Annotated in this window: 24 protein-coding genes; 18 read left to right on the forward strand and 6 right to left on the reverse strand. The window is 56.0% G+C overall.

All coding sequences use genetic code 11. The features are described 5' to 3' along the window. Positions 1-60: 60 nt before the first annotated feature. From H1D41_RS08845 to H1D41_RS08865, 5 genes are all read left to right on the forward strand, one after another. On the forward strand, positions 61-918 hold the full coding sequence (locus H1D41_RS08845) for an OmpA/MotB family protein (RefSeq protein ID WP_228848558.1): 858 nt from the start codon (positions 61-63) through the stop codon (positions 916-918). A 99-nt stretch (positions 919-1017) separates the two neighbouring features. After that, the gene (locus tag H1D41_RS08850; RefSeq protein WP_228848559.1) at positions 1018-2361 is read left to right on the forward strand and encodes a flagellar hook protein FlgE; all 1344 of its coding nucleotides are present in this window, start codon (positions 1018-1020) and stop codon (positions 2359-2361) included. Positions 2362-2400: 39 nt separating this feature from the next. After that, entirely contained in the window at positions 2401-3855 is a 1455-nt protein-coding gene (gene flgK / locus H1D41_RS08855) for a flagellar hook-associated protein FlgK (RefSeq protein WP_228848560.1), read from the forward strand. Further along, positions 3856-4863, forward strand: a complete 1008-nt coding sequence (locus tag H1D41_RS08860) for a flagellin (protein ID WP_228848561.1) — start codon at positions 3856-3858, stop codon at positions 4861-4863. It begins immediately after the preceding gene. After that, positions 4863-5969 carry a flagellar basal body P-ring protein FlgI gene (locus H1D41_RS08865; protein ID WP_228848562.1) on the forward strand — a complete coding sequence of 369 codons (1107 nt, stop codon included), beginning with the start codon at positions 4863-4865 and terminating at the stop codon, positions 5967-5969. The genes H1D41_RS08860 and H1D41_RS08865 overlap by 1 nt, the downstream gene beginning before the upstream one ends. Here the strand turns inward: H1D41_RS08865 and H1D41_RS08870 are convergent. Beyond that, entirely contained in the window at positions 5966-7477 is a 1512-nt protein-coding gene (locus H1D41_RS08870) for a malonate--CoA ligase (protein ID WP_228848563.1), read from the reverse strand. The two genes, H1D41_RS08865 and H1D41_RS08870, sit on opposite strands and share 4 nt — an antisense overlap. 157 nt (positions 7478-7634) lie before the next feature. Between H1D41_RS08870 and H1D41_RS08875 the strand changes: the two genes are divergently transcribed. Further along, positions 7635-8237, forward strand: coding sequence for a LolA family protein (locus tag H1D41_RS08875; protein ID WP_228848564.1), 603 nt, complete (start codon positions 7635-7637; stop codon positions 8235-8237). A 22-nt stretch (positions 8238-8259) separates the two neighbouring features. Here the strand turns inward: H1D41_RS08875 and H1D41_RS08880 are convergent, their stop codons facing one another. Continuing rightward, positions 8260-8838, reverse strand: a complete 579-nt coding sequence (locus H1D41_RS08880; protein ID WP_228848565.1) for a transglycosylase SLT domain-containing protein — start codon at positions 8836-8838, stop codon at positions 8260-8262. Between the two features lie 188 nt (positions 8839-9026). Here H1D41_RS08880 and hspQ point away from each other — a divergent pair, with 188 nt between their 5' ends. After that, a complete protein-coding gene (gene hspQ / locus H1D41_RS08885) occupies positions 9027-9353 on the forward strand; it encodes a heat shock protein HspQ (protein WP_228848566.1) in 327 nt (108 codons plus the stop codon). On the opposite strand, the gene H1D41_RS08890 is transcribed toward hspQ, so the two are convergent. The 4 genes from H1D41_RS08890 to H1D41_RS08905 form a co-directional block, all read right to left on the reverse strand. Continuing rightward, on the reverse strand, positions 9350-9739 hold the full coding sequence (locus H1D41_RS08890) for a rhodanese-like domain-containing protein (protein ID WP_228848567.1): 390 nt from the start codon (positions 9737-9739) through the stop codon (positions 9350-9352). The two genes, hspQ and H1D41_RS08890, sit on opposite strands and share 4 nt — an antisense overlap. A gap of 9 nt (positions 9740-9748) precedes the next feature. Beyond that, a complete protein-coding gene (locus tag H1D41_RS08895; protein WP_228848568.1) occupies positions 9749-11329 on the reverse strand; it encodes a gamma-glutamyltransferase family protein in 1581 nt (526 codons plus the stop codon). Between the two features lie 85 nt (positions 11330-11414). Further along, complete coding sequence (locus H1D41_RS08900; protein ID WP_228848569.1) at positions 11415-11924, reverse strand: ATP-binding protein; 510 nt, start codon at positions 11922-11924, stop codon at positions 11415-11417. Beyond that, entirely contained in the window at positions 11914-12258 is a 345-nt protein-coding gene (locus H1D41_RS08905) for an STAS domain-containing protein (protein ID WP_107496684.1), read from the reverse strand. Before H1D41_RS08905 ends, H1D41_RS08900 begins: the two co-directional genes overlap by 11 nt. A 102-nt stretch (positions 12259-12360) precedes the next feature. Here H1D41_RS08905 and H1D41_RS08910 point away from each other — a divergent pair, with 102 nt between their 5' ends. The 11 genes from H1D41_RS08910 (at position 12361) to H1D41_RS08960 (ending at position 24770) form a co-directional block, all read left to right on the forward strand. Next, entirely contained in the window at positions 12361-13545 is a 1185-nt protein-coding gene (locus tag H1D41_RS08910; RefSeq protein WP_228848570.1) for an acetyl-CoA C-acyltransferase, read from the forward strand. Beyond that, positions 13542-14003: a GAF domain-containing protein gene (locus H1D41_RS08915; RefSeq protein WP_228848571.1), complete on the forward strand. Its 462-nt coding sequence runs from the start codon at positions 13542-13544 to the stop codon at positions 14001-14003. Before H1D41_RS08910 ends, H1D41_RS08915 begins: the two co-directional genes overlap by 4 nt. 135 nt (positions 14004-14138) lie before the next feature. Continuing rightward, positions 14139-14711, forward strand: a complete 573-nt coding sequence (locus H1D41_RS08920; protein WP_228848572.1) for a helix-turn-helix domain-containing protein — start codon at positions 14139-14141, stop codon at positions 14709-14711. A 9-nt stretch (positions 14712-14720) separates the two neighbouring features. Next, complete coding sequence (locus H1D41_RS08925) at positions 14721-15347, forward strand: LysE family translocator (RefSeq protein ID WP_228848573.1); 627 nt, start codon at positions 14721-14723, stop codon at positions 15345-15347. Further along, on the forward strand, positions 15347-15730 hold the full coding sequence (locus H1D41_RS08930; protein ID WP_228848574.1) for a GFA family protein: 384 nt from the start codon (positions 15347-15349) through the stop codon (positions 15728-15730). The genes H1D41_RS08925 and H1D41_RS08930 overlap by 1 nt, the downstream gene beginning before the upstream one ends. Before the next feature lie 15 nt (positions 15731-15745). Next, on the forward strand, positions 15746-18196 hold the full coding sequence (locus tag H1D41_RS08935; RefSeq protein WP_228848575.1) for a GcvT family protein: 2451 nt from the start codon (positions 15746-15748) through the stop codon (positions 18194-18196). Between the two features lies 1 nt (position 18197). After that, the gene (locus tag H1D41_RS08940) at positions 18198-19205 is read left to right on the forward strand and encodes a GlxA family transcriptional regulator (protein ID WP_228848576.1); all 1008 of its coding nucleotides are present in this window, start codon (positions 18198-18200) and stop codon (positions 19203-19205) included. 93 nt (positions 19206-19298) lie between these two features. Next, positions 19299-21749 (forward strand): GcvT family protein, encoded by a 2451-nt coding sequence (locus H1D41_RS08945; protein ID WP_228848577.1) that lies wholly within the window; start codon positions 19299-19301, stop codon positions 21747-21749. A gap of 275 nt (positions 21750-22024) precedes the next feature. Next, complete coding sequence (rarD, locus tag H1D41_RS08950) at positions 22025-22921, forward strand: EamA family transporter RarD (RefSeq protein ID WP_228848578.1); 897 nt, start codon at positions 22025-22027, stop codon at positions 22919-22921. Continuing rightward, on the forward strand, positions 22918-23565 hold the full coding sequence (locus H1D41_RS08955; RefSeq protein ID WP_228848579.1) for an RluA family pseudouridine synthase: 648 nt from the start codon (positions 22918-22920) through the stop codon (positions 23563-23565). Before rarD ends, H1D41_RS08955 begins: the two co-directional genes overlap by 4 nt. An 83-nt stretch (positions 23566-23648) precedes the next feature. Further along, positions 23649-24770 (forward strand): beta-ketoacyl-ACP synthase III, encoded by a 1122-nt coding sequence (locus tag H1D41_RS08960; protein ID WP_228848580.1) that lies wholly within the window; start codon positions 23649-23651, stop codon positions 24768-24770. The last annotated feature ends 7 nt before the right edge of the window (positions 24771-24777 follow it).

Below are 24777 nucleotides of genomic sequence, written 5' to 3' on the forward strand. Positions count from 1 at the left end.
TTAAGCGCCCGTTCACACACCTCTGCTATCCATGATCCCGGGTAAATATGAGGTGGCGGGATGGGTGCGGATGGGCTGACCCCTGTAATCATCAAAAAGGTTAAAAAAGGCGGCGGTGACGGGCATCATGGTGGTGCCTGGAAAGTGGCCTATGCGGATTTTGTAACCGCGATGATGGCTTTTTTCATGTTGATGTGGCTGCTGAACGCCACAACCGAAAAACAACGCAAAGGGATCGCTGATTATTTCAGCCCGACAATCCCTGTGCACCGGGTATCTGGTGGCGGGGATGGCATGGGTGGCGGTGATTCTGTCTTCACAGAAGAAACCCTTGCTCAGAATGGGACAGGTGGGTCACTTTCAGCCCCCTCCTCTGAGGATGCCGCAGCCGGGGCGACCGCAGGTGACAGCCAGGGCGCAATCCCACAGGAAGTCGCCCGGGAAGAAGAGGAAATTCAACAGATCCTTGAAGAACTTGCCGGGAGTGGTGGCGAAAGCTTTGCGACGGACAACCCTATGAAACACGTGTTAACACGTGTGACCGATGAAGGGCTGATCGTCGAAATTTTCGACCTTCCCGGCGAGCCCCTTTTTCTGAAAGACACCGCGGATCCGACCGAAACCCTGCAGGAAATCTCTGACATTCTGACCGGGGTCTTTGCTCTGGTTGAAAACCAGCTTGCGATCAACGGGCATATCATGGCGCATCCGGTTGTGCTTGCGCATAATCCGGCCTGGGGTCTGTCATCGGCCCGCGCCACGTCAATGCGTCTGTTGATGGAGAACAGCGGATTTGCCGAAGAGCGCACCCAACGCATTTCCGGTTTTGCGGATCGCAAGCTTGTGGCGCTTGATCCGATGTCTGTCCGCAATAACCGGCTGGAATTGATCCTGCTACGGTCAGATCAGCCGGAATAAACAGGAATTTCCTTCGCATTTTAAACGTTAGCCTGATGTTAAGGTGCAGCGCTTACTGCTGAAATCAGACCAAGGATTGATGCAGCAGAAAGGCGCACCATGACAATTTCCTCTTCGCTTAACGCGGGCGTGGCCGGGCTTTTTGCCAACGCCACCAAACTGGCAACGATTTCTGACAATATCGCGAATTCCAACACATTTGGATACAAGCGCGCGATGGCGGATTTCGATTCATTCGTTATCACGCAAAGTTCCTCTTCCGGCACGTATTCTGCTGGTGGCGTACGCGCCAGTACAACACGACTGGTGGAAGAACGCGGCCCGATTGTTTCCACATCCAACGCCATGGATATCGCCATTGCCGGGCGCGGGATGCTTCCGGTGACGACAACCACATCTGTTGGCGCGACGTCGGGCGATCAACCCCTGATGATGACAACCACCGGATCGTTCCACACAGATGCGGACGGAATTCTGCGCACCAAGTCTGGGCTTGTCCTGCTTGGCGTACCCGCAAATGCGGATGGGTCGATCGATACATTTCCCCGTGATACATCAACCGGACTAGAGCCGGTCAGAATCAATGCGAACCAGACCGCGGGTGATCCCACAACCCAAATGAATCTTGGCATCAATTTACCTGCCACACAAACCGGGTTTGGGATGCCGGGCGACCCGCTGACGTCCTCAATCGAATATTTTGGTAATCTTGGCACCTCAGAGACCCTCGACGTCACATTCACCCCGATGGTGTCCGCCCTTGCAACGGATGGCCTGTCCAACACCTGGATCATGGATATTACAGATTCCGCATCCGCCGGAGCCAGCATCGGCCAATTCCGTCTCGTCTTTGATGACACCCAGACCGATGGCGGCACTCTCCTGGCCGTCACTGAAACCACTCAATCCGGGGTGCCACTCGCTTATCAGCCACACCCGGATTATACCGCTGATGGTGTGCTGGAACTTGCCGTGGATGGCGGCGATATGGACATCACGATTGGCAGCCTTGGCGACACCAATGGCCTGACACAACTGTCTGATAGTTTTGCTCCGACATCCATAACGAAGGACGGATCACCTGTCGGCAATCTGACCTCCGTGGAAATTGACGAAAACGGCTTCATTAACGCGACCTACGACACGGGCTTCATCCGACGTCTGTATCAGGTGCCTTTGGTCGATGTGCCAAGCCCGAACAACCTGATCGCGATGAACAATCAGGCCTATCAGGTGTCGCCAAACAGCGGGTCATTCTTCCTCTGGGATGCAGGTGACGGCCCAACTGGCGCTGTCTCGGGCTACGCCCGTGAAGGATCCACAACAGATGTGGCGGGCGAACTGACGGCCCTGATCCAGACCCAACGTGCCTATTCCTCAAACGCCAAGGTAATTCAGACTGTGGATGAGATGTTGCAGGAGACCACCAACATCAAACGTTAAGCCACAGATCCGGGACCAGAAAGGTAACCAGGATTCACCATGACCATAACAGGTTCAATCGCCAATGCTCTGTCCGGCCTGAATGCAACATCCCGCCGGGCAGAAGTTGTGTCTTCCAATATCGCCAACGCCAACACCGATGGGTACGGCGTGCGGCAGCTGGATGTGTCTGCCGCAACGGTTGGCGGCGGCGGGTCCGGCGTCCGCATTGATGGTGTCACCCGGTTGATCGACAACGGCATCATCCAGGATCGCCGCCTTGCCGATGCGGGGGTTGGATCCAACACGACCTATATGAAATTCTTCGAAAACCTTGAAAAACAGATTGGTATTCCCGAAGAACCCGGCTCCCTTTCCGGCAGATTTGCGGCCTTTGAATCCGCATTGATCACCGCCGCCAGCGATCCCGCATCCGAACCGGGATTAAACGCCGCACTGAATGAAGCGCGCGGCATAACACAGCACCTGAAACAGACCTCTGACAGCATTCAGACCCTGCGTGAAGAGGCCGACAACGCGATTTCCACACAAGTCAAACAGCTGAATGAGGCCCTGCAACAGGTTAAGGATCTGAATGTCTCCATCGCCGCCACCCAGGCCAGGGGCCTGGATACCGCCGCCCTGATGGATCAGCGCCAGCGGGTCATTGACGGGGTGTCTTCGATTGTGCCCGTGAACCAGGTTGCGCGCGACAATGGAACCGTTGCCCTGTTCACCCGCGGCGGCGCAGTGCTGGTTGACAGCAAAGCAGCCGAAATCGGCTTCACCCCGACCAAAGTGATCACCCCGGGCATGTCCGCCGGCAGCCCGCTGTCCGGCCTGACCCTGAATGGCGTGCCGATTGACACAAGTTCAGAACACAGCATGTTGAAAGGCGGATCGCTGATCGCGGAGTTTGCGGTGCGCGATGAACTTGCCCCGGATGCCCAGGCGCAGATGGATGCCATCGCCCGCAACCTGGTGGAACGGTTTCAGTCCGTCACCACAGACCCGACCCTGGGCCCGACAGTCGCAGGTCTGTTCACAGATAGCGGCGCTGCCTTTGATCCGCTGAATGAAGAAGGATTGTCTGCCCGCCTGGAAATCAACGCCCTGGTGGATCCCGCTGCCGGTGGCGAAATCCGCCGTTTGCGGGATGGGATTGGTGCCGCTACGCCCGGGGATGTAGGCGATGCCACACAGTTGCAAAGGCTCGCCTCTGCGCTTCAGGCACCGCAAACGGTACTGTCCGGTGGCTTTTCTGCGGAACCGCGCAGCATGACTGTTCTGACATCTGACCTGCTGTCTGGGTTTGGCATCCAGCGGCAAGCCGCCGAAGCAAACCTCAGCTACAGCAACGCGCAATATGAAACGTTCAGAACGCTTGAATTGCAGGCCGGCGTCGATACCGACCGGGAAATGCAGGAATTGCTGCTGGTGGAACAGGCCTATGCCGCCAACGCGCGGGTTTTGCAGACCGCAGATGAACTTATTCAAATGCTGATAGGATTATAAATGCCCAACTTTCTTTCCGTCGGTGATATGTCACAAAGCTATCAGATGAACCGGCTCAACGCTGATCTGAAATCCAGGATGAACCAGCTTTCGCTCGAACTGACGACCGGGAAGGTACAGGATGTGGCAGATCGGGTTGGTGGTGATTATTCCCCTTTGACCAGCATCGAACGGTCCCTGGAAACCCTGGAAGCCTATCAACACGCCAATGCATCCGCCGCCCTGACCACCACAACGATGCAGAATGCCCTGGAAACAGTGCAAACCTATGTATCTGACGCCGCGCCTGATCTTCTGATGGCCAGCGATTCCGGGCATATCCACATGATTTCCCCCGCCACAGGGGACGCCAAACAGAAATTTGGCGCAGTCATTTCCGCCATGAACACCCAGGTCGCCGGGCGCAGCCTGTTTTCCGGCACTGCAACGGATCAGATACCCTTGGCCAACCCGGAAACCATCCTGAATGCACTGAACCTGGCCATCGCTGCGGAAACAACCGCCGCCGGGGTCCAGGGCGTAATTGATACCTGGTTTGCCCCTGGCGGTGATTTCGAAACCGTTGCCTACCAGGGCAGTACAACAAACCTTGCTCCTCTCAGCATCGGGCCACATGAAACCGCCACGCTGACAGCCCGTGCGGATGACACCGCCATTCGTGAAACGCTGAAAGGCCTGGCCACTGCTGCCCTTGTGCATGATGGTGCCCTGGCCAGCAATCTGACGGAACAGACAGCCTTGGTTTCCTACTCGGCATCCACATTGATTTCTGCGGAAAGCAGCATCCTGACCATGCGCACCAATATCGGCACGGCCGAGGCGCAGATTGAACAGGCTTCTGTGCGCAATGTGACGGAATCCCAGGTTTTGGAAATCGCCCGCGCCGGAATTGTTGAAGCGGACCCTTACCAAAGCGCGACAGAACTTGAAGCCGCCCAGATCCAACTTGAAACCCTTTATACCCTCACCTCGCGCCTGTCGCGTCTTTCATTGGCGAACTATCTGTAATGTTTAGACTTATACTGCACACCCTTTTGTTTTTCTTCCTGAATGCCAGCCTTGCCCTGGCGACGCCGATCCGCATCAAAGACCTTGTGGAATTTGATGGTGTCCGCGGGAATGATCTTGTCGGATATGGCCTGGTTGTGGGTCTGAATGGCACGGGCGACGGCATCCGAAATGCACCCTTCACCGAAGAAATCATGTCCAACATCCTGGAACGTCTGGGTGTGAATGTAACCGGCGAACAGTTCCGCCCCAAGAACGTCGCCGCCGTCTTTGTCACTGCCACCCTGCCCCCGTTTTCCCGCGCGGGCAGCCAGATTGATATCACCGTTTCCGCAATTGGTGATGCCAAAAGCCTGCTGGGTGGCACCCTGATCATGACACCGCTGAATGCTGCAGACGGTGAGATTTACGCGGTCGCCCAGGGCACGATCATCGCGGGTGGCATCAGTGCAGAAGGGGACGGTGGCAGTGTCACCCAGGGGGTTCCGACTGCGGGTGTTATTCCTGCGGGGGCCCGGGTTGAACGGGAAATTGACTTTGAACTGTCGTCACTTTCTACCCTGCGCCTTGCCCTGCGCACCCCTGATTTCACCACCGCTGGCCGCATTGAACAGGCAATCAATGAAGATTTCGGGCGGGGGGTTTCGGTGATGCTGGATGCGGGCACTGTGCAGATTGATATCGCGTCCACGCGCATGACCTCGCCCGCGCATGCACTGGGGCGGATTGAAAACATTCTGGTTACGCCAGAACGACGGGCCCGTGTGGTCGTGGATCAGCGATCCGGCACGATTGTGATGGGCGACGATGTGCGCATTTCGCGCGTGGCGGTGGCCCAGGGCAACCTGACCCTGCGCATTCAGGAAGATCCGATTGTTGTGCAGCCCAACCCGTTTTCCCCGGGCGAGGTTGTTGTCGTACCCCGCACCCGTGCAGGTATTGAGGAAGAAGAAGGCACAGGACTGGCGGAGCTTAACGAAGGGACGTCCCTGTCCGAAGTCATCGCAGGGCTGAACGCACTTGGTGTTTCACCCCGCGATATGATCGACATCCTCAAAAGCATCAAAGCCGCAGGCGCCCTGCATGCGGAATTTGTGGTGCGTTAGGCGAAAAGATCTGCGTAATCTTGGCGCAGCGCATTTTTCTGCACTTTCCCCATCGTGTTGCGGGGCAGCGCATCCACAACAATATATTTGCGCGGATGTTTGAACCGGGCCAGGTCCGTTGCAATCGCCGCTTCCATTTGCGTCACATCCGGTTCTTCCCCGGCTTTCCGGGCCACAACCGCCACCACGGTTTCCCCGAAATCGGGATGCGGCACGCCAATCACAGCCGTTTCCAGAACATGGGGCTGATCATCCAGAACCTGCTCCACCTCTTTCGGGTAGATATTGAAACCCCCGGAAATAATCAGATCCTTACCGCGCCCGGCGATCTGAAAGTATCCATCTTCGTCCTTTTTCACGAGATCACCGGTGATGAAGAACCCGTCTTCACGCAGTTCCTCTTTCGTTTTCTCAGGCATATTCCAATAGCCTTTGAACACATTGTCACCGCGCACTTCCAACACGCCAATCTCACCTGTGGGCAGTTCCGCACCCGTGGCCGGATCGGTAATCTTTGCTTCAACCCCAGGCAGGGGGAAGCCCACCGTGCCAGCCCGGCGTTCACCATTATATGGGTTTGACGTGCTCATATTGGTTTCGGTCATACCATAGCGTTCAAGAATGCGGTGACCTGTGCGTTCTTCAAACCGAATATGCGTTTCTGCAAGAAGCGGGGCGGAACCAGAAATGAACAGACGCATATTCTGCACCAGATCACGATCAAAACGGGCACTGCCCAGCAAACGGGTGTAGAAAGTCGGCACGCCCATCATTGCGGTGGCGTCTGGCAGCAGATCACAGATCACATCCGTGTCGTATTTCGGCAGAAAGATCATGCCGCCGCCCGCAGCAAGCGTTGTGAAGGTCGCCACAAACAGCCCGTGTGTATGATAGACGGGCAGCGCGTGCAGCAGCATATCATCTGCTGAAAACTGCCACAGATCCTTCAGGATCATCGCATTCGACACAAGGTTCTTATGGGTCAGCATCGCGCCTTTAGATCGGCCCGTCGTACCCGACGTATAAAGAAGCGCGGCAATGTCATCTTCCTGCCGGTCCACAACCGGTGCATTCGACGCTTGCTGATCCGCGAGATCCGCCATCGCACCGCCGCCATCCGCATTCAGCGTCACAAGCTGTGCGCCACAGGCATCTGCCACACCCTGCAGTCCGGCCTGACGTGTTGCATCGCAGACCAATACACGCGCGCCACTGTCTTCAACAAAATAGGACAATTCCGCATCGGTATAGGCCGTATTCAAGGGCAGAAAAATCACCCCTGCCTGGACACAGCCCAGATAAAGCGCCAGCGTTTGCGGGGATTTTTCAATCTGCGCCGCCAGTCGGTCGCCGGGGCGCAGGCCAAGGCTGACAACGGCATTGGCATATTGTGCAACACGGCGGAAGAACGCGGCATGAGACATCAGCCCGCCATCCTGAAGTTTCAGAAAAACCGCCGAGGAATCCAGCCAGGGCTGCATAAGTTTGTCAAAAATCGGATTTGCCATGTCCCACACCTGTCGTTCATATTTCTCTTTGCATCGCAGATCGCGCACATCAGGTAAATGCGACAATCGACATAAATCCGCCGCCCTTTCAGCAATTGATCGCCTGGCTCAGCGCAATTGGGGTGAAACACCCAGTCCGGGGCATTATATTGAAACTATGAAAACGAAATTCCTCCTTGCCCCCACTCTTCTGCTGGCGATGGCGTTGCCCGCCGCGGCAGAGATCATTTCTCTCAGAGATCTGTCCAATTATCTGAATGGGCTGCGGACAGCCCAGGCCGGTTTTACGCAGGTGAATGCCGATGGTTCCCGTGCGAACGGAACCTTTTACATCCGCCGCCCGGGACGCGCGCGTTTTGAATATGAATCGCCGGATGAAACGCTTGTCATGGCTGGCGGTGGTCAGGTTGCGATTTTTGATGGCAAATCAAACACAGGCCCTGAACAATACCCGCTGCGCCGTACACCACTGTCCGTCATTCTTGCCCGCCGGGTAAACCTGAATGATGCGGATATGGTCGTGGGTCACCGTGAAGAAGGCGGCAATACCGTTGTGACCGCCCGCGACCCTGATCATGCAGAATATGGGAATATTCAGCTGGTGTTTTCAGACAATCCCGTGCGTCTGGAACAATGGATCATCACAGATGATGGCGGCAATCGCACCACTGTGACGCTGGATGATCTGGAAGCCAGAAACAATCTGTCTTCCCTGTTGTTCTCCATTCCGCATGAAGTCAACAGGCGCAACGGGAACTGACCCGGCGCCTGTCTGTTTCAGATTACAAACAACTGCGGAGCTGCTGGCGATATGTATTCGCGCGGCTCTGCACCCGTCCAGCCACACTGACCAGCCAGCCTTTCGCGCGGTAACTGCCACGGGAATAGCCGCCGCGCCCTTCGTGATAGGCCAGATACTGGTTACGCGCATCTGACAGCGAAATACCAAGCTGATCGCGCGTGCCGGTCATATACCAGCCAATGAAATCAGTCGCATCGTCAATATCATCCCGCTTCGCCCCCCGGCGTCCGGTATCCTGGCGGTATTCATCCCATGTCGCGTCCAGTGCCTGGCTATAGCCAAAAGCAGAACTCTGACGTCCCATCGGGATCACTCCCAGTGCATAGCGCAAAGGTGTGCGGGCGTTTGAGATAAACTTACTTTCCTGATAGATCGTCGCCATCTGCACATGCACAGGCACGCCCCAACGACGTTCGGTGCGCTTCATCGCGCGTTCAAAAGACGGGCGCTGATCAAGAATGCTACAGGCATTATCCAGATTGCGCGGTGCGGTGGTATTGCTGCTGCCACAGGCCGCAACAAACCCAATCAAAACAAGGGATCTCAGACTTTTACGCATTTTTTCTGCTCTTTTTTGTATTTTCGTAATAATACCGCATTTCCGTCTGTTCGAAAACGGCTGATCTTCATTTTTACGCTGCTCTGCCCCTTACGGCCAGTATTCAGAGGGTTTTTTGCGGGTTTCCGCCTGGCCCCATAGACATGAGTTCCGCGAATACCTAGGTTCCGCGAATGAAAGGTTCCGCCATGAATCAAATTGACGCAAAATTTCACCTAGGCCAGGTCGTCTGCCATCGCGTGCATCCGTTTCGGGGCGTTGTGTTTGATGTTGATCCGGAGTTTGCCAATTCAGATGAATGGTACGACGCGCTGCCCGAAGACAGCCGGCCCCGAAAGGACCAGCCGTTCTATCATCTCTTGGCTGAAAATTCTGACAGCTATTACGTCGCCTATGTGTCTGAACAAAACCTCGTGGCAGATACATCAGGTGAGCCCGTAAGCCACCCTGATGTGGCCCAGATGTTTGGTGAACTCACAGGTGGGGCATATGCCGTCGGCGCACAGCTGAATTAATCAGGCAGATCCACGGGAAATCCTGCGATCTTCCAGGCTTTAAAGCCCCCATCCATTTCAGCAATATTCTGAACACCCATCTCTTGCAGGGCTTTTACGCTCAGCGCGGATCGCCAGGCTGACGCACAGAACAAGATCAGCTTCCGCCCATCTGCCAGTTCAGGTTTGTGATACGGGCTGTCCGGCGCGATCCAGAATTCAAGCATCCCACGCGGCGCGTGAAACGCCCCATCAATCCGCCCGTCGCGCTGCAATTCACGAACATCTCGGATATCCACCAAAAGCGCACTTCCTTCCGACGCCTCGCGGCGGGCGTCTTCCAGCGAGAGTGTTTCTATCTGCGCCTTCGCCTCGGACAGCAGGTCCTGTATTGGTTTTATCGCCATGATTTTCCCTCAATACCCAAGTGCGCAGCCGTCTTTGCGCGGATCAGATGCGCCTTCCAGCACGCCGGTTTCATGATTGATGCCAATCGCCTGCCCACCGCCCAGCGGCCCATCCGGCACGACAACCTTATGGCCGAGATCGGTCAGTTCCTGGCGCACCGCATCGGAATATCCGCGTTCCACCTTCAACACACCTTCATCGGCAAAACAGCGCGGCGCATCCAGCGCGGCCTGTGGATCGAGACCGAAATCCATCATATTCGACACAAACCGCGCATGCCCGTTTGGCTGATAGGCCCCGCCCATAACGCCAAAGGACATCACGGTTTTGCCGCCCTGTTCAAGCATTCCCGGGATAATCGTGTGCATCGGGCGTTTGCCTGCGCCGGCTTCATTCGGGTGCCCCTCTTCAAGGGTGAAGCCCGCCCCGCGGTTCTGGAAAATAATCCCGAATTTATCCGAACTCATGCCCGCCCCAAAGCCATGATAGATGGAATAGATCAGGGAAACCGACATCAGATCTTTATCCACAACCGTCAGGTAAACCGTGTCTTTATGTACCTGTTCAGAAAGCTTGTGCGGGGCGCCCATGGCGCGTTTCGGATCAATCAGCTCTGCCAGCTTTTCGGCCGTTTCAAGCGCCAGCATATGATCCAGGCGACTGGTGTGATCAGGATCAGCAATAAAGCGATTGCGTGCATCATAAGCCAGTTTGCAGGCTTCCGCTTCGATATGGGCGCGTTGACTGCCCCAGGGGTCCATGTCCTGAACCGGGAAATGCTGCAGAATGTTGTTCATCAGAATGGCCGTTGTGCCCTGGCCGTTTGGCGGATGCTCAACCAGGTTCATGCCTTTATAGCTGCCCGAAACCGGGGTTGTGTAATCACATGCGGTTTCCGCAAAATCATCCAGCGTATGTGTGCCGCCCAGCGCCTGAAGCGAAGCGACCAGGTCTTCGGCAACTTCTCCTTCATAAAACCCAGCGCGCCCTTCAAGTGCAATCCTGCGCAGAGCCTCTGCCTGTTTCGGTGAACGATACAACTGTCCGACCTGCGGTGCCTTGCCGTTCAACAGGAAATCATTGCGCGCCATACCCTGCAAATCATCTGTCAGAGACGCCCAGTCAAAGGCTGTGCGCGGCGCCACCGGAACACCAGTTTCAGCATAATGAATGGCTGGTGCCAAGCTGGCTTTCAGCCCGATCCTGCCCCAGTCTTTTGACAGGCGGCAAAAGGCATCAATTGCGCCAGGCACAGTGACAGATTCAATACCACGCACCGGCATTGATCCCATACCTTTCGCCCGAAGATCTGCTGCGTTCAGACCACGTGGCGCACGTCCGGACCCGTTCAGGGCAATGGTTTCCTTTCCAGGCCCCGGATTGAGCAGAATGAAACAATCACCCCCGATCCCGGTCATCTGCGGTTCGCAAATGCCCAGAAGAACCCCAGCAGCAATCGCGGCGTCAACGGCATTTCCGCCCGCTTCCAGCATCTGAACAGCAACTTTGGCTGCCAGCGGATGTGATGTGGCACACATGCCGTTAGCTGCATAAACGGCGGACCGGCCCGGTTGATGAAAATCACGCATCTGTTTTCTCCCTTATGGGAAAACTGCGTGTTGTGGCTGATCCTTGCAAGGCTTAACTGACACCGACAGCCAAAACGACGTGATGTCAGCTGGTCAGGATCGTGCGGCGCACATCCAGCCGGAAGGTCAGGCGATTGCGCCCTTCTTCGCGCTCGTACCCCAGATCCCGGGCAAGTTCCCGGATCAGCGCCCAGCCAAATCCCCCTTCGGGCAAATCTTCCCTTGGACAGCTCAGATCATGTTCTTTGCCCATCGGGGGATTGCCATCGGGCATCGGCAGACCATCATCAATCACCATACAGGCAAGCCCGTCGCCGTCATTCAATATACGCATTTCAATGATGCCGGACCGTTCACCGGCATAGGCATGTTCCACGATATTGTTCATCACTTCGGCCAGCACCAGTTCAACCGTGCCGCAATCATCCTGGCTCAGGCGCAGGTGGTCAAGACCGCTCAGGATGCTTTCCAATGCACGACGCACCGCCAGTGGATCGCTTTGGAAGAACAGCCGCAGTTCTGCATGTTTTTCGCAATCATTATCTTTCCCGGTGCTCTGACGGTATCGCGCTCCAAGTTCGCTATCACGATGCATTTGCCCGCGTATCCTCATTTGTTACGCCACTTGTGCGGATCTCAAACACCGAATCCATGCGCGTCAGCCGGAACACTTTGGCAACCGTCGGCGTCAGATCCTCAAGGATCAGAGTTTTTCCGGGGGGTAATTGTTTCATAGATGCGACAACTGCGCCCAGGCCAGAACTATCGATAAAATCGACGCTGGCCAGGTTCAGGGCGATTTTTTCAGGCGCGAATTCCGTCAAATTTCGCATTTTGTCTTTAAAATCAATGGCACCTGCGGCATCTATCCGGTTGCCCGATGCCGTAATGGTCAGGGTATCCCCCGTCGTTTCACTGTGCAGTTCCATCTTTTGCTCCGCTCATGTGTCGTTACGACCAGGCTAGACGACATTCCTTACCATCCGGTATGAAAATCATATCAAATGCAACATATCCCCGGAGATGATCCCATGACCCAGAAAACCGTCGTTATTGCAGGTGCCGCACGTACGCCGATGGGCGGCTTTCAGGGGGATTTCGCAGATAGTGAAGCCGCCACATTGGGCGGCGCCGCAATCAGTGGTGCGCTGGCGGATGCCGGGGCAAAAGCCGAACAAATTGAAGAACTTCTGATGGGCTGCGTTCTGCCTGCGGGTCAGGGCCAGGCCCCGGCGCGTCAGGCCGGATTTGCAGCCGGACTGGGGCAGGATGTGCCCGCCAGCACGCTGAATAAAATGTGTGGCTCCGGCATGAAAACCGCCATGATGGCCTATGATCAGATCAAGGCGGATGGCGCTGACATCATGGTCGCAGGCGGCATGGAAAGTATGACAAATGCACCATATCTGCTGCCAAAGATGCGCGGCGGTGCGCGGATCGGACATCAGAACGTGCAGGACTCCATGTTCCTTGATGGTCTGGAAGACGCCTATGACAAGGGCCGTCTGATGGGTACATTCGCTGAGGATTGCGCCGAGAAATTCCAGTTCACCCGCGAAGCCCAGGATGAATATGCGCTGAAATCCCTGTCCAACGCGCTGGAAGCTGAAAAAACCGGGGCCTTTGAAGGCGAAATCGTGCCCGTCACCCTGAAAACCCGCAAAGGCGATCTGGTTGTCAGCACAGATGAACAACCCGCCAAAGCCCGCCCGGAAAAGATCCCACAGCTGAAACCGGCTTTCCGCAAAGATGGGTCGGTGACGGCGGCCAATGCCTCTTCCATTTCTGACGGGGCTGCCGCACTGGTTATGGCGTCTGAAGAGGCGGCAAAAGATGCAGGCCTGAAGATCCGTGCCCGCGTGCTGGGCCATGCCAGCCACGCGCAGGAACCCGGCTGGTTCACCACCGCGCCAGTACCTGCCGCGCAGAAACTGTTGAAGAAAATCGGCTGGTCTGTGGAAGATGTGGACCTTTGGGAAGTGAATGAGGCCTTCGCCGTTGTCCCTATGGCCTTCATGCATGAAATGGGCATCACACGTGACAAAGTGAATGTGAACGGCGGTGCCTGCGCCCTTGGTCACCCCATCGGTGCATCCGGTACACGTATCATGGTAACCCTGCTGAACGCGCTTGAAAAACGTGGTTTGAAACGTGGTGTTGCTGCGATATGTATCGGGGGCGGCGAAGGGACCGCGATTGCGATAGAGCTTGCATGACACAGGTAAATTACAAGGAGCTGGCGGCAGTGATTGCCAGCCTTGCTGAAGGTGAAACAGATGCGGTGGCGCTGATGGCGACCATCGCCTGTGAAGTTCACCATTCTGACGATCGTTTCGACTGGACCGGGTTTTACCGGAACGTTGGCAACGACACGCTGAAAATCGGCCCCTATCAGGGCGGGCATGGGTGCCTTGTCATCCCGTTCACCCGTGGCGTTTGCGGGGCTGCGGCAAAAACCGGCGAAGTACAGTTGGTGCCCGATGTCGAAGCTTTCCCGGGCCATATCGCCTGCGCAAGTTCCACCCGGTCCGAACTGGTTCTGCCGGTTTTCAATGGCGCGGGGGATCTGCTGGGGGTCTTTGATCTTGATAGCGATCAGCCGAATGCGTTCACCCAGGAAGATGCAGTCGCGTTCACAGAGATCCTCGCAAAGACCTTTGCCAACGCGGTCTGAACATCCTTTCACACTGATTTTTTGAGAACTCTTGCTGCGCTGCAGCGAGAGTTTTTTCTTGTGCCGACTCGCTTCTTCGGGCATTCGTGAAAAAAATCGTGAAATTTTCACGGACAGTTTCACATAAGGTGCCACGTGCGACACGAAAACCCGAATACCAGTCAAAGCCTTGGGGCAGACCTGCGGACCCTGCGCAAAGCGCGTGGGATGACATTGCAGGCGCTGGCCGATGCGCTCGGCAAATCTGTCGGTTGGCTGTCGCAGGTGGAACGGGATAAATCTGAACCTTCTGTGTCTGATCTGCGGGCCATTGGTGCCGCACTTGATGTGCCGATCTCCATGCTGTTCGGCCAAAGCCCAGCCCCTGTGGAAGAACAGGGATATGTCGTGCGCAAAGGGGCCCGCCGCCCGATTGGATCCCGCGTCGCCGGTCTTGTCGAAGAACTTCTGTCGCCAGATCTGACCGATGACTTTGAAATGGTGCATTCGGTGTTTGAACCGCACTCCGAAGTGAAAGAAACCGTGATCCGCCCGACCCAGGAAGTGGGTTATGTGATTTCCGGCAAGCTCGACCTCTGGATTGGCGGGCGCTATTTCACCATTCACCCGGGCGACAGTTTCCGCATTCGTGGCGAACCACACCGCTGGATGAACCCCCATGATGAACCCTGTGTCGCGATCTGGGTGATCGCACCGCCTGTGTATTAAGGGCGGATCATGAGCTTTGAAGCCTGGACAATATTCGCGCTGTTCTGGGTCGTGTTTGTCACGACACCCGGGCCAAATGCTGTGAACTGCATTACCAATGGCATGGCCCTGGGCTTTACTCGCGCCCTGCCCGGTGTGCTGGCGATCCTGACCCAGGCGACATTGTTCCTACTGCTGTCGGCCTTTGGTGTGACCGCCCTGATCGCGGCCTCGCCCACGGCGTTCTTCATCGCGAAAATCATCGGTGCGGGTTTCCTGATCTACCTTGGCATACGTGGTTGGCTGACAGCGAAGACGCCTGTAAAGGCGGATGAGCGCCCCGCGAAACATATCTATCTGCATGCGCTGGCAATCGCCGTGATCAACCCGAAAAGCATCGCCGGATATCTGGCGGCGTTTTCACAGTTCATCCAGCCCGGTGTGGCCGTGTGGGAACAGATGGTTGTGATCATGCCCACTGCCCTGACGCTGACGGCCCTGTCCTACCTGGGCTTCACAGCCCTTGGCGCGGGCATTGGTCGCGCAGCCCTGAAAGCCGTGTTCAACGTCTGGATCCGCCGCACCATGGCGATCTGTTTTATCATCTACGGCGTGCTTCTGGGGGCCAGCAGCACACCACAGCCGGAGGTTTCCTGATGCACAAAGGATCCTGCCAATGCGGCGCTGTCACCTATGAAATCACGGCGGAACTGCGTCCGGTTGTTGGCTGTCACTGCACGCAATGCCGTAAAACATCCGGTCATTTCTGGGCCGCGACACAGGTTGCGACCGCAGACCTGATCATCACCAATGACGCCGGTCTCAAATGGTTCCGCGCCTCAGACACCGCACGGCGCGGGTTTTGTCAGGACTGCGGATCAAGCCTGTTCTGGCAAATGGACAGCGAGCCTTTCACATCCATCGGCGCGGGCACCCTTGATGGGGTAACCGGGCTGACAACCGCAAAGCACATCTTTGTCAAAGACAAGGGTGATTACTACGATATCTGCTGCCACGCGCAGCAAATTGATTCATACTAAAAGGGACGGAAAAACATGTCAGATTTCCCCACAAAAGCACGTGTGGTTATTATTGGTGGCGGTATCGTTGGTACATCCAGCCTCTATCACCTGGCGAAAAAAGGCTGGACCGATTGTGTCTTGCTTGAAAAGAACGAACTGACCGCAGGTTCCACATGGCACGCGGCTGGGAACGTGCCGACCTTTTCGACCTCCTGGTCAATCATGAACATGCAGCGTTATTCAACTGAGCTTTACGCAGGTCTGGCGGAAGAAGTTGATTACCCGATGAACTATCACCAGACTGGTTCCATCCGCCTGGCGCATTCCAAAGAACGCATCCAGGAATTTGAACGTGCCTGCGCGATGGGCCGTTATCAGGGCATCGAAATGGAGATGTGGACACCGGAACAGGCGAAAGAAAACTATCCGTTCCTGGAAACCCACGATCTGGAAGGTGTTCTGTTTGACCCGACCGACGGTGACATTGACCCGGCACAGGTGACACAGGCGCTGGCCAAAGGCGCACGTGACATGGGTGCCAAAATTCTGCGCTTCACCCCGGCGACCGGCGTGACCCAGAAGGAAGACAAAACCTGGATCGTTCACACCGAAAAAGGCGATATTGAATGTGATTTCGTTGTAAACGCAGGCGGTTACTACGCCCAGCGTATCGGCGAAATGTTCAAGCCATATGGCGGCCGCACCGTGCCTATGATGGTGATGGAACACCAGTATCTGCTGACCGAACAGATCCCTGAGATCGAAGAACACGTCAAAACAACCGGTAAGAAACTGCCGCTGATCCGTGATGTGGATGTGTCTTACTATCTGCGCCAGGAAAAGAACGGCTATAACCTTGGCCCGTATGAACCAAACTGTAAGGCCCATTGGGTTGATGCAGATGACGCCATGCCAGAAGATTTCAGCTTCCAGCTGTGGCAGGAAGACATCGACCGGATTGAGGACATCGTTGTTGACGCCATGGCCCGTGTGCCACTGATGGAAACCTCCGGCGTGTCCAGCGTCATCAACGGCCCGATCCCTTATGCGCCAGATGGTCTGCCGCTGATCGGCCCAATGCCTGGCGTTGATAACGCGTTTGAAGCCTGTGTCTTCACCTTTGGTATCGCCCAGGGTGGTGGTGCTGGTAAGGTTCTGGCGGAATGGATTGTGGACGGCCACACCGAATGGGACATGTGGTCTGTCGATCCGCGTCGCTACACCGACTATACCGATCAGGATTACTGCAACCAAAAAGGCGTGGAAGTTTACGGCAACGAATACGCCATGCATTTCCCACGCCACGAATGGCCCGCTGGCCGCGACAAGAAACTGTCACCCGTGCATGAGATGACCAAAGCCAAAGGCGCGGTTTACGGCGTGTATAACGGTTGGGAACGTGCGAACTGGTTTGCGCAGGACGGCGACGATACGTCTGAAGACAGCACACACACCTGGGGTCGTTCCGGCCCATGGGCGCAGCGCATCAAGGAAGAATGCGAAGCGGTACGTGACGCGGTTGGTATCCTTGATCTGCCAGGTTTCTCTCGCTTTAACCTCGAAGGTGAAGGCGCTGCGGAATGGCTGCGTGGCATGGTCACCGGTGGTCTTCCAAAGGCTGGCCGTATGAACCTTGTGTATTTCTCCGATGACCGTGGTCGTATCCTGACAGAAATGTCCTGCATGCGTCACGCGGAAGATCACTTCACCATGATCACCGCCGGTACTGCCCAGTGGCATGACTTTGAACTTCTGAAGAAAGATCTGCCTGCAGGTCTGTCCCTGACAGACCACACCACCGAGTGGGGCACAATGATCGTGACCGGGCCGAAAACCCGTGAGCTGTTCGAAGGTCTGGGCACAGAAGCAGATCTGACATCCGGCTGGCTGACCCATCAGGATGCTGTTGTGGCCGGCACACCGTGCCGTCTGGTACGTGTGTCCTTCGCCGGTGAACTTGGCTGGGAAGTGCACTGTCTGAACGAAAACCAGGCTGCGCTTTACACAGCGATCACGGGCGCCGGTGCGAAACCGTTTGGCATGTATGCGCTTGACAGTCTGCGTCTGGAAAAAGGCTACCGTGCATGGAAGGGCGATCTGTCGTCTGATTATTCCATGCTGGAAGGTGGTCTGGGCCGCTTTGTGAAGCTTGATAAACCACAGGATTTCCGCGGCAAAGCAGCGATCCAGTCTGAGAAGCAGCAAGGCGTTAAGAAAGGCTTTGTCACCCTGATCGTGGATGCGGGCGATACGGATGCGCCTTACATGTCATGTATCTGGAAAGACGGCGAAATTGTCGGTGAAACCACATCCGGTGGCTGGGGGTATCGAGTGAATGCATCCATCGCCCTGGGCATGGTGCGCGCGGATCTGGCAGTTCCTGGCACAGAACTGGAAGTGGAAATCTACGGCGAGAAATGTCGCGCAGTTGTTCAGGAAGACCAGCCAATCTGGGATCCCGCCAACGAACGGCTGCGGGCTTAAGATGGACGGGCGGTTTCAGGATATGGCCGGGACAGAATGCGCTGCGGATGCGGCGCAGATGTCCTGCCACGTCGATATTCTGCTGACCGAGGGCTTTGTTCTGACAGAGCTCGCGTCGGTTGTTGATGTGCTGCGCATCGCCAACCGCGTGTCGGCCCACCCGCTGTTTCAATGGCACTACCGGTCCCGCCATGGCGGGCCGGTGGGCTGTCTGGCGGGCCTTGGGACCGATACGACGCCATTTCCTGAACGCCCCGACGCCGATTATGTTTTTATTCTGGGCAACTCCGATCCGGACTGCCCGGAACTTTCTATGCGTTCTGTGATTTCCCGTTACAGTTACCGCAATATTAAGGTTCTTCTGCTGTCAGAAGCCGCCAGCCGTTATATCGCGGAAACCGGCGAACAGCACAGCAACCACACGACCCACTGGGAAAACCGCGCCCTTTTGGATGAACGCGGCACGCCTGGCGAAGGATCCTACGCCCTGGCTGTGGATGACGGCAAACTCATGACCTGCGCGGGCATGGGATCGACCGTGGATGTGACCCTTTCCCTCTTGCGCAATCACATGTCCGCCGCCGCTGTTGCGACGGTATCTGACATTATGCTGCATGAAAAAATCCGGGGCTTTTCAACCCTGCAACCCTTTGGTGGCAAAGCGCTTTCCATCACCGGCGACACAGACCTCGACCAATGTATTGAGCTGATGCAGAACAATATGGAAGAGCCCCTGCAAATCGGTGAACTTGTGTCTCTGATCGGAATTTCATCCCGTTCGCTTGAACGCAAATTCCGTCAGGTTCTGGATTCCACGCCAAACACCTACTACCGCGAATTGCGCCTGAACCGGGCCAATACGCTGCTGCTGAACACCTCTATGTCGGTGCGCGAAATCAGCCTAGCCTGTGGTTTCCCCAATGGGTTTTCCAGCCTGTTTCGCGGCCATTTTGGCGTGACGCCGCTGGCGCGCCGCAAAAGCCGGTTCAAAGTACAAATCAAGCTATAAATACCTGATTTCCGTCAGGTTCGGCGTAAATGAGGTATTTTTAACCCGGATTTCATGCCAGATCTGGGACAAATGAATCTTAAGGAGATCGCCATGAGCACCCTTCCTAAAAAAGCCCGTGTCGTCATCGTCGGTGGCGGTGTCATTGGCTGTTCCGTTGCCTATCACCTGACCAAACAGGGTTGGGAAGATGTGGTTCTGCTGGAACGCAAACAGCTGACATCCGGCACCACCTGGCACGCCGCCGGTCTGATCGCGCAGCTGCGTGCGACCGCGAATATGACCAAGCTGGCGAAATACAGCCAGGAACTCTACGGCGCGCTGGAAGAGGAAACCGGTGTTGCGACGGGTTTCAAACGCTGTGGTTCCATCACGGTGGCCCTGACCGAGGAACGCAAAGAAGAAATTTACCGTCAGGCCGCGATGGCGCGGGCCTTTGGTGTTGAGGTTGAAGAAATCTCGAATGAGCGCGTCGCGGAAATGTACCCGCATTTGAATATCGAAGACGTTAAAGGTGCGGTCTATCTGCCGAAAGACGGTCAGGGTGATCCGGCCAACATCGCATTGGCGCTGGCCAAAGGCGCGCGCCAACGTGGCGGCCTTGTGAAAGAGCGTATCAAAGTCACCGGCATGACCAAAGACGGTCGCAAAGTCACCGGCGTTGACTGGGTGTCTGACGATGGGTCTGAAAGCGGCCACATTGAATGTGATATGGTTGTGAACTGCGCCGGTATGTGGGGCCATGAGGTTGGCAAAATGTCCGGCACCAACGTGCCGCTGCATGCCTGTGAACATTTCTATATTGTGACCGAAGCCATTGACGGGCTTACACAATTGCCGGTTCTGCGTGTGCCGGATGAATGCGCTTACTATAAGGAAGACGCGGGCAAAATGTTGCTGGGCGCTTTTGAACCAACGTCCAAACCATGGGCCATGGATGGTATCCCGGATACATTCGAATTCGATCAGCTGCCGGAAGATTTCGATCACTTTGAACCGATCCTGGAAAACGCCTGTAACCGTATGCCGATGCTGGCTGAGGCTGGCATTCACACGTTCTTTAACGGTCCGGAAAGCTTTACCCCGGATGATGCTTATCACCTGGGTCTGGCGCCAGAGATGGACAACGTCTGGGTTGCGGCTGGCTTTAATTCCATCGGCATTCAATCCGCTGGTGGCGCTGGCATGGCCTTGGCGCAATGGATGGAAGCGGGCGAAAAACCCTTTGATCTGGGCGACGTAGACATCAGCCGGATGCATCCGTTCCAGGGTAACAAACAGTATTTGTTTGAACGGTCCAAAGAAACCCTGGGCCTGCTGTATGCGGATCACTTCCCATACCGCCAGAAAGCCACCGCACGCGGCGTGCGTCGCACACCGTTCCATCATCACCTGCTGGAACAGGGCGCTGTGATGGGCGAACTGGGCGGCTGGGAACGGGCAAACTGGTTTGCGAATGAAGGTCAGGCGCGCGAATATCAGTATTCCTGGAAACGTCAGAACTGGTTTGAAAACTCTGCCGCCGAACATAAGGCCGTGCGTGAAAATGTTGGCATGTATGACATGTCATCCTTCGGTAAAATCCGTGTAGAAGGTCGCGATGCAGAAGCCTTCCTGAATTATGTCTGCGGTGCGAATATGTCCGTTCCTACCGGAAAAATCGTTTATACGCAGTTCCTTAACTCGCGCGCAGGAATCGAAGCCGACGTCACCGTGACCCGCCTGTCAGAGACGGTGTATCTGGTGGTGACACCTGCGATCACACGCCTGGCGGATCAAACCTGGATGCGCCGTCACGTAGGTGATTTCAACGTGGTGGTCACTGATGTGACCGCTGGCGAAGCCGTTCTGGCGGTGATGGGTCCGAATGCCCGTGATCTGCTGGCGAAAGTATCACCGAACGATTTCTCCAATGATACCAACCCCTTCGGTACGGCACAGGAGATTGAGTTGGGCATGGGGCTGGCGCGCGCGCACCGTGTGACTTACGTGGGTGAACTTGGCTGGGAGCTGTATGTGCCTGCTGAGATGGCCGGTCACGCCTTTGAAACCCTGCACGAAGCGGGTCAGGATATGGGGCTGAAACTGTGCGGCATGCATATGATGGACAGCTGCCGGATTGAAAAAGGCTTCCGCCACTTTGGCCATGACATCACCTGTGAAGACAACGTGATTGACGCGGGTCTTGGTTTCGCCGTGAAGGCCGACAAACCTGATTTCATTGGTAAATCTGCCGTGATGGAGCGCAAAGAAACCGGGCCGAAAATGCGTATGGTTCAGTTCAGACTGTCTGATCCCGAACTGCTGCTGTACCATAATGAACCGATCATTCGTGATGGCGAAATTGTGGGTTACATCAGTTCTGGCAACTACGGCCACACTCTGGGCGCGGCGATTGGCATGGGCTATGTGCCGTGCGAAGGCGAGAAACCAGCCGATGTTCTGGCGTCGACTTACGAGATCGACGTTATGGGCACACGGGTAAAAGCGGAAGCATCGCTGAAGCCAATGTACGACCCGAAATCAGAACGCGTGAAGGTCTGATTTTAACCGGTCTTAACGACAGATGAATAACGAAAGCGGGGAGAGGCGACTCACCCCGTTTTTTCTTCGTTAACAAGGGAAATCCGGCGATTTAGGCGATACACAAACCATACACACATGATGCACATCTTATGCATATAGAATGTGGATTTTCCCGAATGAACGCTGCGCACGGGGCAAAAGGTTAACATCACCATCTGTGATCCCCTGGCGCACGAAACGCATCTTTCCTTCGCGACAGGACCTGCCATAAAGGCGGTCTGGAGGATTGCGCGATGACAGATCAGGTGATTGAAGATAAGGACACGCCAAAGGGGCTGGCCCTTGCGGTGACGGTCTATCTGCTGTGGGGGTTCCTGCCGCTTTACATGAAACTATTGTCTCATATTCCTGCCGCCGAGGTTGTTGCGCATCGCGTCATCTGGTCTGTTCCGATTGCCGGGCTTGTGCTGATTGTGATGCGCCGCACAGGCGATCTGTCTGAGGCCCTGCGCAACCCGAAAACCCTGATGGTGGCCATGATCCCCGCAGCGCTTGTATCGCTGAACTGGGGGATTTACGTCTGGGCGATTACGTCGGGCAACGCATTGGACGCGGCGTTGGGATATTACATGAACCCGCTTTTCAGCATCTTGTTGGGGGCAATCATTCTGCGCGAAAAGCTGTCGCCCTGGCAGAAAGTTGCGGTGGTCATTGCCGGCCTTGCGGTTGCGGTCCTGCTGACCAACGCCAGTGCCGTGCCCTGGGCCGCTTTTGGCATGATGCTGACCTGGGGGTTCTATGCGTTTTTCAAGAAATCTCTGCCCATTGGTCCAAACCAGGGCTTCCTGCTTGAGGTGCTTTTGCTGACGCCCCCCGCCATTCTGTACCTGATCTGGGTGCATGCCAGCGGCGGTGGATTTTTCCTCACATCCATGGACAACACCTTGTTACTGCTGGGTTGTGGCGTGGTCACCGCAGTGCCGTTGCTGATCTATGCCAACAGCGCAAAATTGCTGCGCCTGTCGACAATCGGGATTTTGCAGTATATCGCACCGACGATGATATTCCTGTCCGCAATCTTCCTGTTCGGTGAAGAGGTGGACGCCGCCCGGCGCATGGCCTTCCCTCTGATCTGGCTGGCGCTGGTGATTTATTCCGTGCCGCTGATCCGGCAGATGAGAGCAAAATGAGCGACGATTACAACCCGCCCCAGGACCCGCTGGTGGTCATTCATACTGACCACCACCTGCTGTTGGTCGACAAACCTGCCGGGCTTTTGTCTGTGCCGGGCAAAGGCGAACATCTGGCGGATTGTTTGCTGGCCCGCGTCCAGAAAGCCTTTCCCGAGGCGCTGCTTGTGCATCGACTGGACCGCGACACATCTGGCGTCATGGTCTTTGCCCTGACCCAGCAAGCACAACGCCACCTGGGCCTGCAATTTGAGAAACGTCAGACAAAGAAAACCTATGTCGCGCAGGTGCACGGGCAATTGGAACCCAAAGACGGCACGGTGGATCTGCCCCTGATCGTCGACTGGCCCAATCGCCCGCGCCAGATGGTCTGCCATGACACCGGCAAAGAGGCGATCACCGACTGGAAAGTTGTGCGTTACAGCGATGATCAGACCCGCGTGCGCCTGTTCCCGAAAACCGGGCGAAGCCACCAGTTGCGGGTGCATATGCTGGCCATGGGCCACCCGATTATGGGGGATCCGTTTTATGCGACCGGTGACGCCCTGGAAGCCCCGCGCCTGATGTTGCATGCCGAAACCCTGCAACTGCGCCACCCGGATGGCGGCAAGGGCATGCGCTTTACTGCGAAATGCCCGTTTTAGGCTGACGACACACGCTGACCATGGGTAAAGCTTGAATATACGCCCCGATCCCCGCATGTTTGTGCAAGGATTGAGAGGGCAAAATGTATAAAGCGGTTATCTCTGGCAGTGGTGTCTTCACCCCGGAAAATGTCATTACAAATGCGGAACTTGTGACCGCGTTTAACGCTTATGCGGACAAGTGGAACGCAGAACACGCGGATGCGATTGAGGCCGGCAATGTTGAGGCCATGGGTCATTCCAGCGAAGACTTCATCGTTGCAGCGTCAGGCATTCATCAGCGCTATGTCATGGATAAAACCGGCGTTCTGGATCCCGATGTGATGCACCCGCTGCTGCGCCAGCGCGACGATGATGAACCGGGGATCATGGCGGAAATGGCAGTGGACGCCTGCGGAAAAGCTCTGGCCCAGGCCGGGAAATCAGCCGAAGACGTGGATGCGGTGATTGTCGCAGCTTCCAACATGGAACGCGCCTATCCCGCGATCGCAATTGAGGTGCAGACGCTGCTGGGCATCCAGGGGTTTGGCTTTGACATGAATGTCGCCTGTTCCTCTGCCACCTTCGGTATTCAGGCCGCCGCCGATATGGTGCGCGCTGGTTCTGCCCGCGCGATCCTGGTGGTGAACCCTGAAATCTGTTCCGGGCATCTGGAATGGTGCGACCGCGATTGTCACTTTATCTTTGGCGATGTGGCGACCGCCGTTCTGGTGGAACGCGATGATCTGGCGCGGGATGGATCATTTGAGATTGTGTCCACCCGCTGCGCCACGGAATTTTCTAACAACATCCGCAATAACAATGGCTTTCTGCGCCGCTCCCGCCCTGATGGCGTCAAAGACCGCCGCGATATGCAGTTCGTGCAAAACGGGAGGAAAGTGTTTAAGGAAGTGCTGCCCATGGTGTCAAAGCACATCCTGGGGCATCTGGGGGATGAAGGCATTGCCACGGATGATCTGAAGCGGCTTTGGCTACATCAGGCGAATAAATCCATGAATGATTTCATCGGGAAGAAAGTGCTGGGGCGTGTGCCTGAGGACGGCGAGCAACCCAATATTCTGCAGGATTACGCGAATACAAGTTCCGCAGGCTCTATCATTGCCTTCAGCAAATATTCTGAGGATCTGAAGGCCGGCGATACCGGCGTGATCTGCTCTTTTGGGGCAGGATATTCGGTGGGGTCCGTGGTTATCCGGCGCAATTGATCTGGTC

The sequence above is a fragment of the Halocynthiibacter styelae genome (genome assembly GCF_016123485.1).
GTDB classification, from domain to species: domain Bacteria; phylum Pseudomonadota; class Alphaproteobacteria; order Rhodobacterales; family Rhodobacteraceae; genus Halocynthiibacter; species Halocynthiibacter styelae.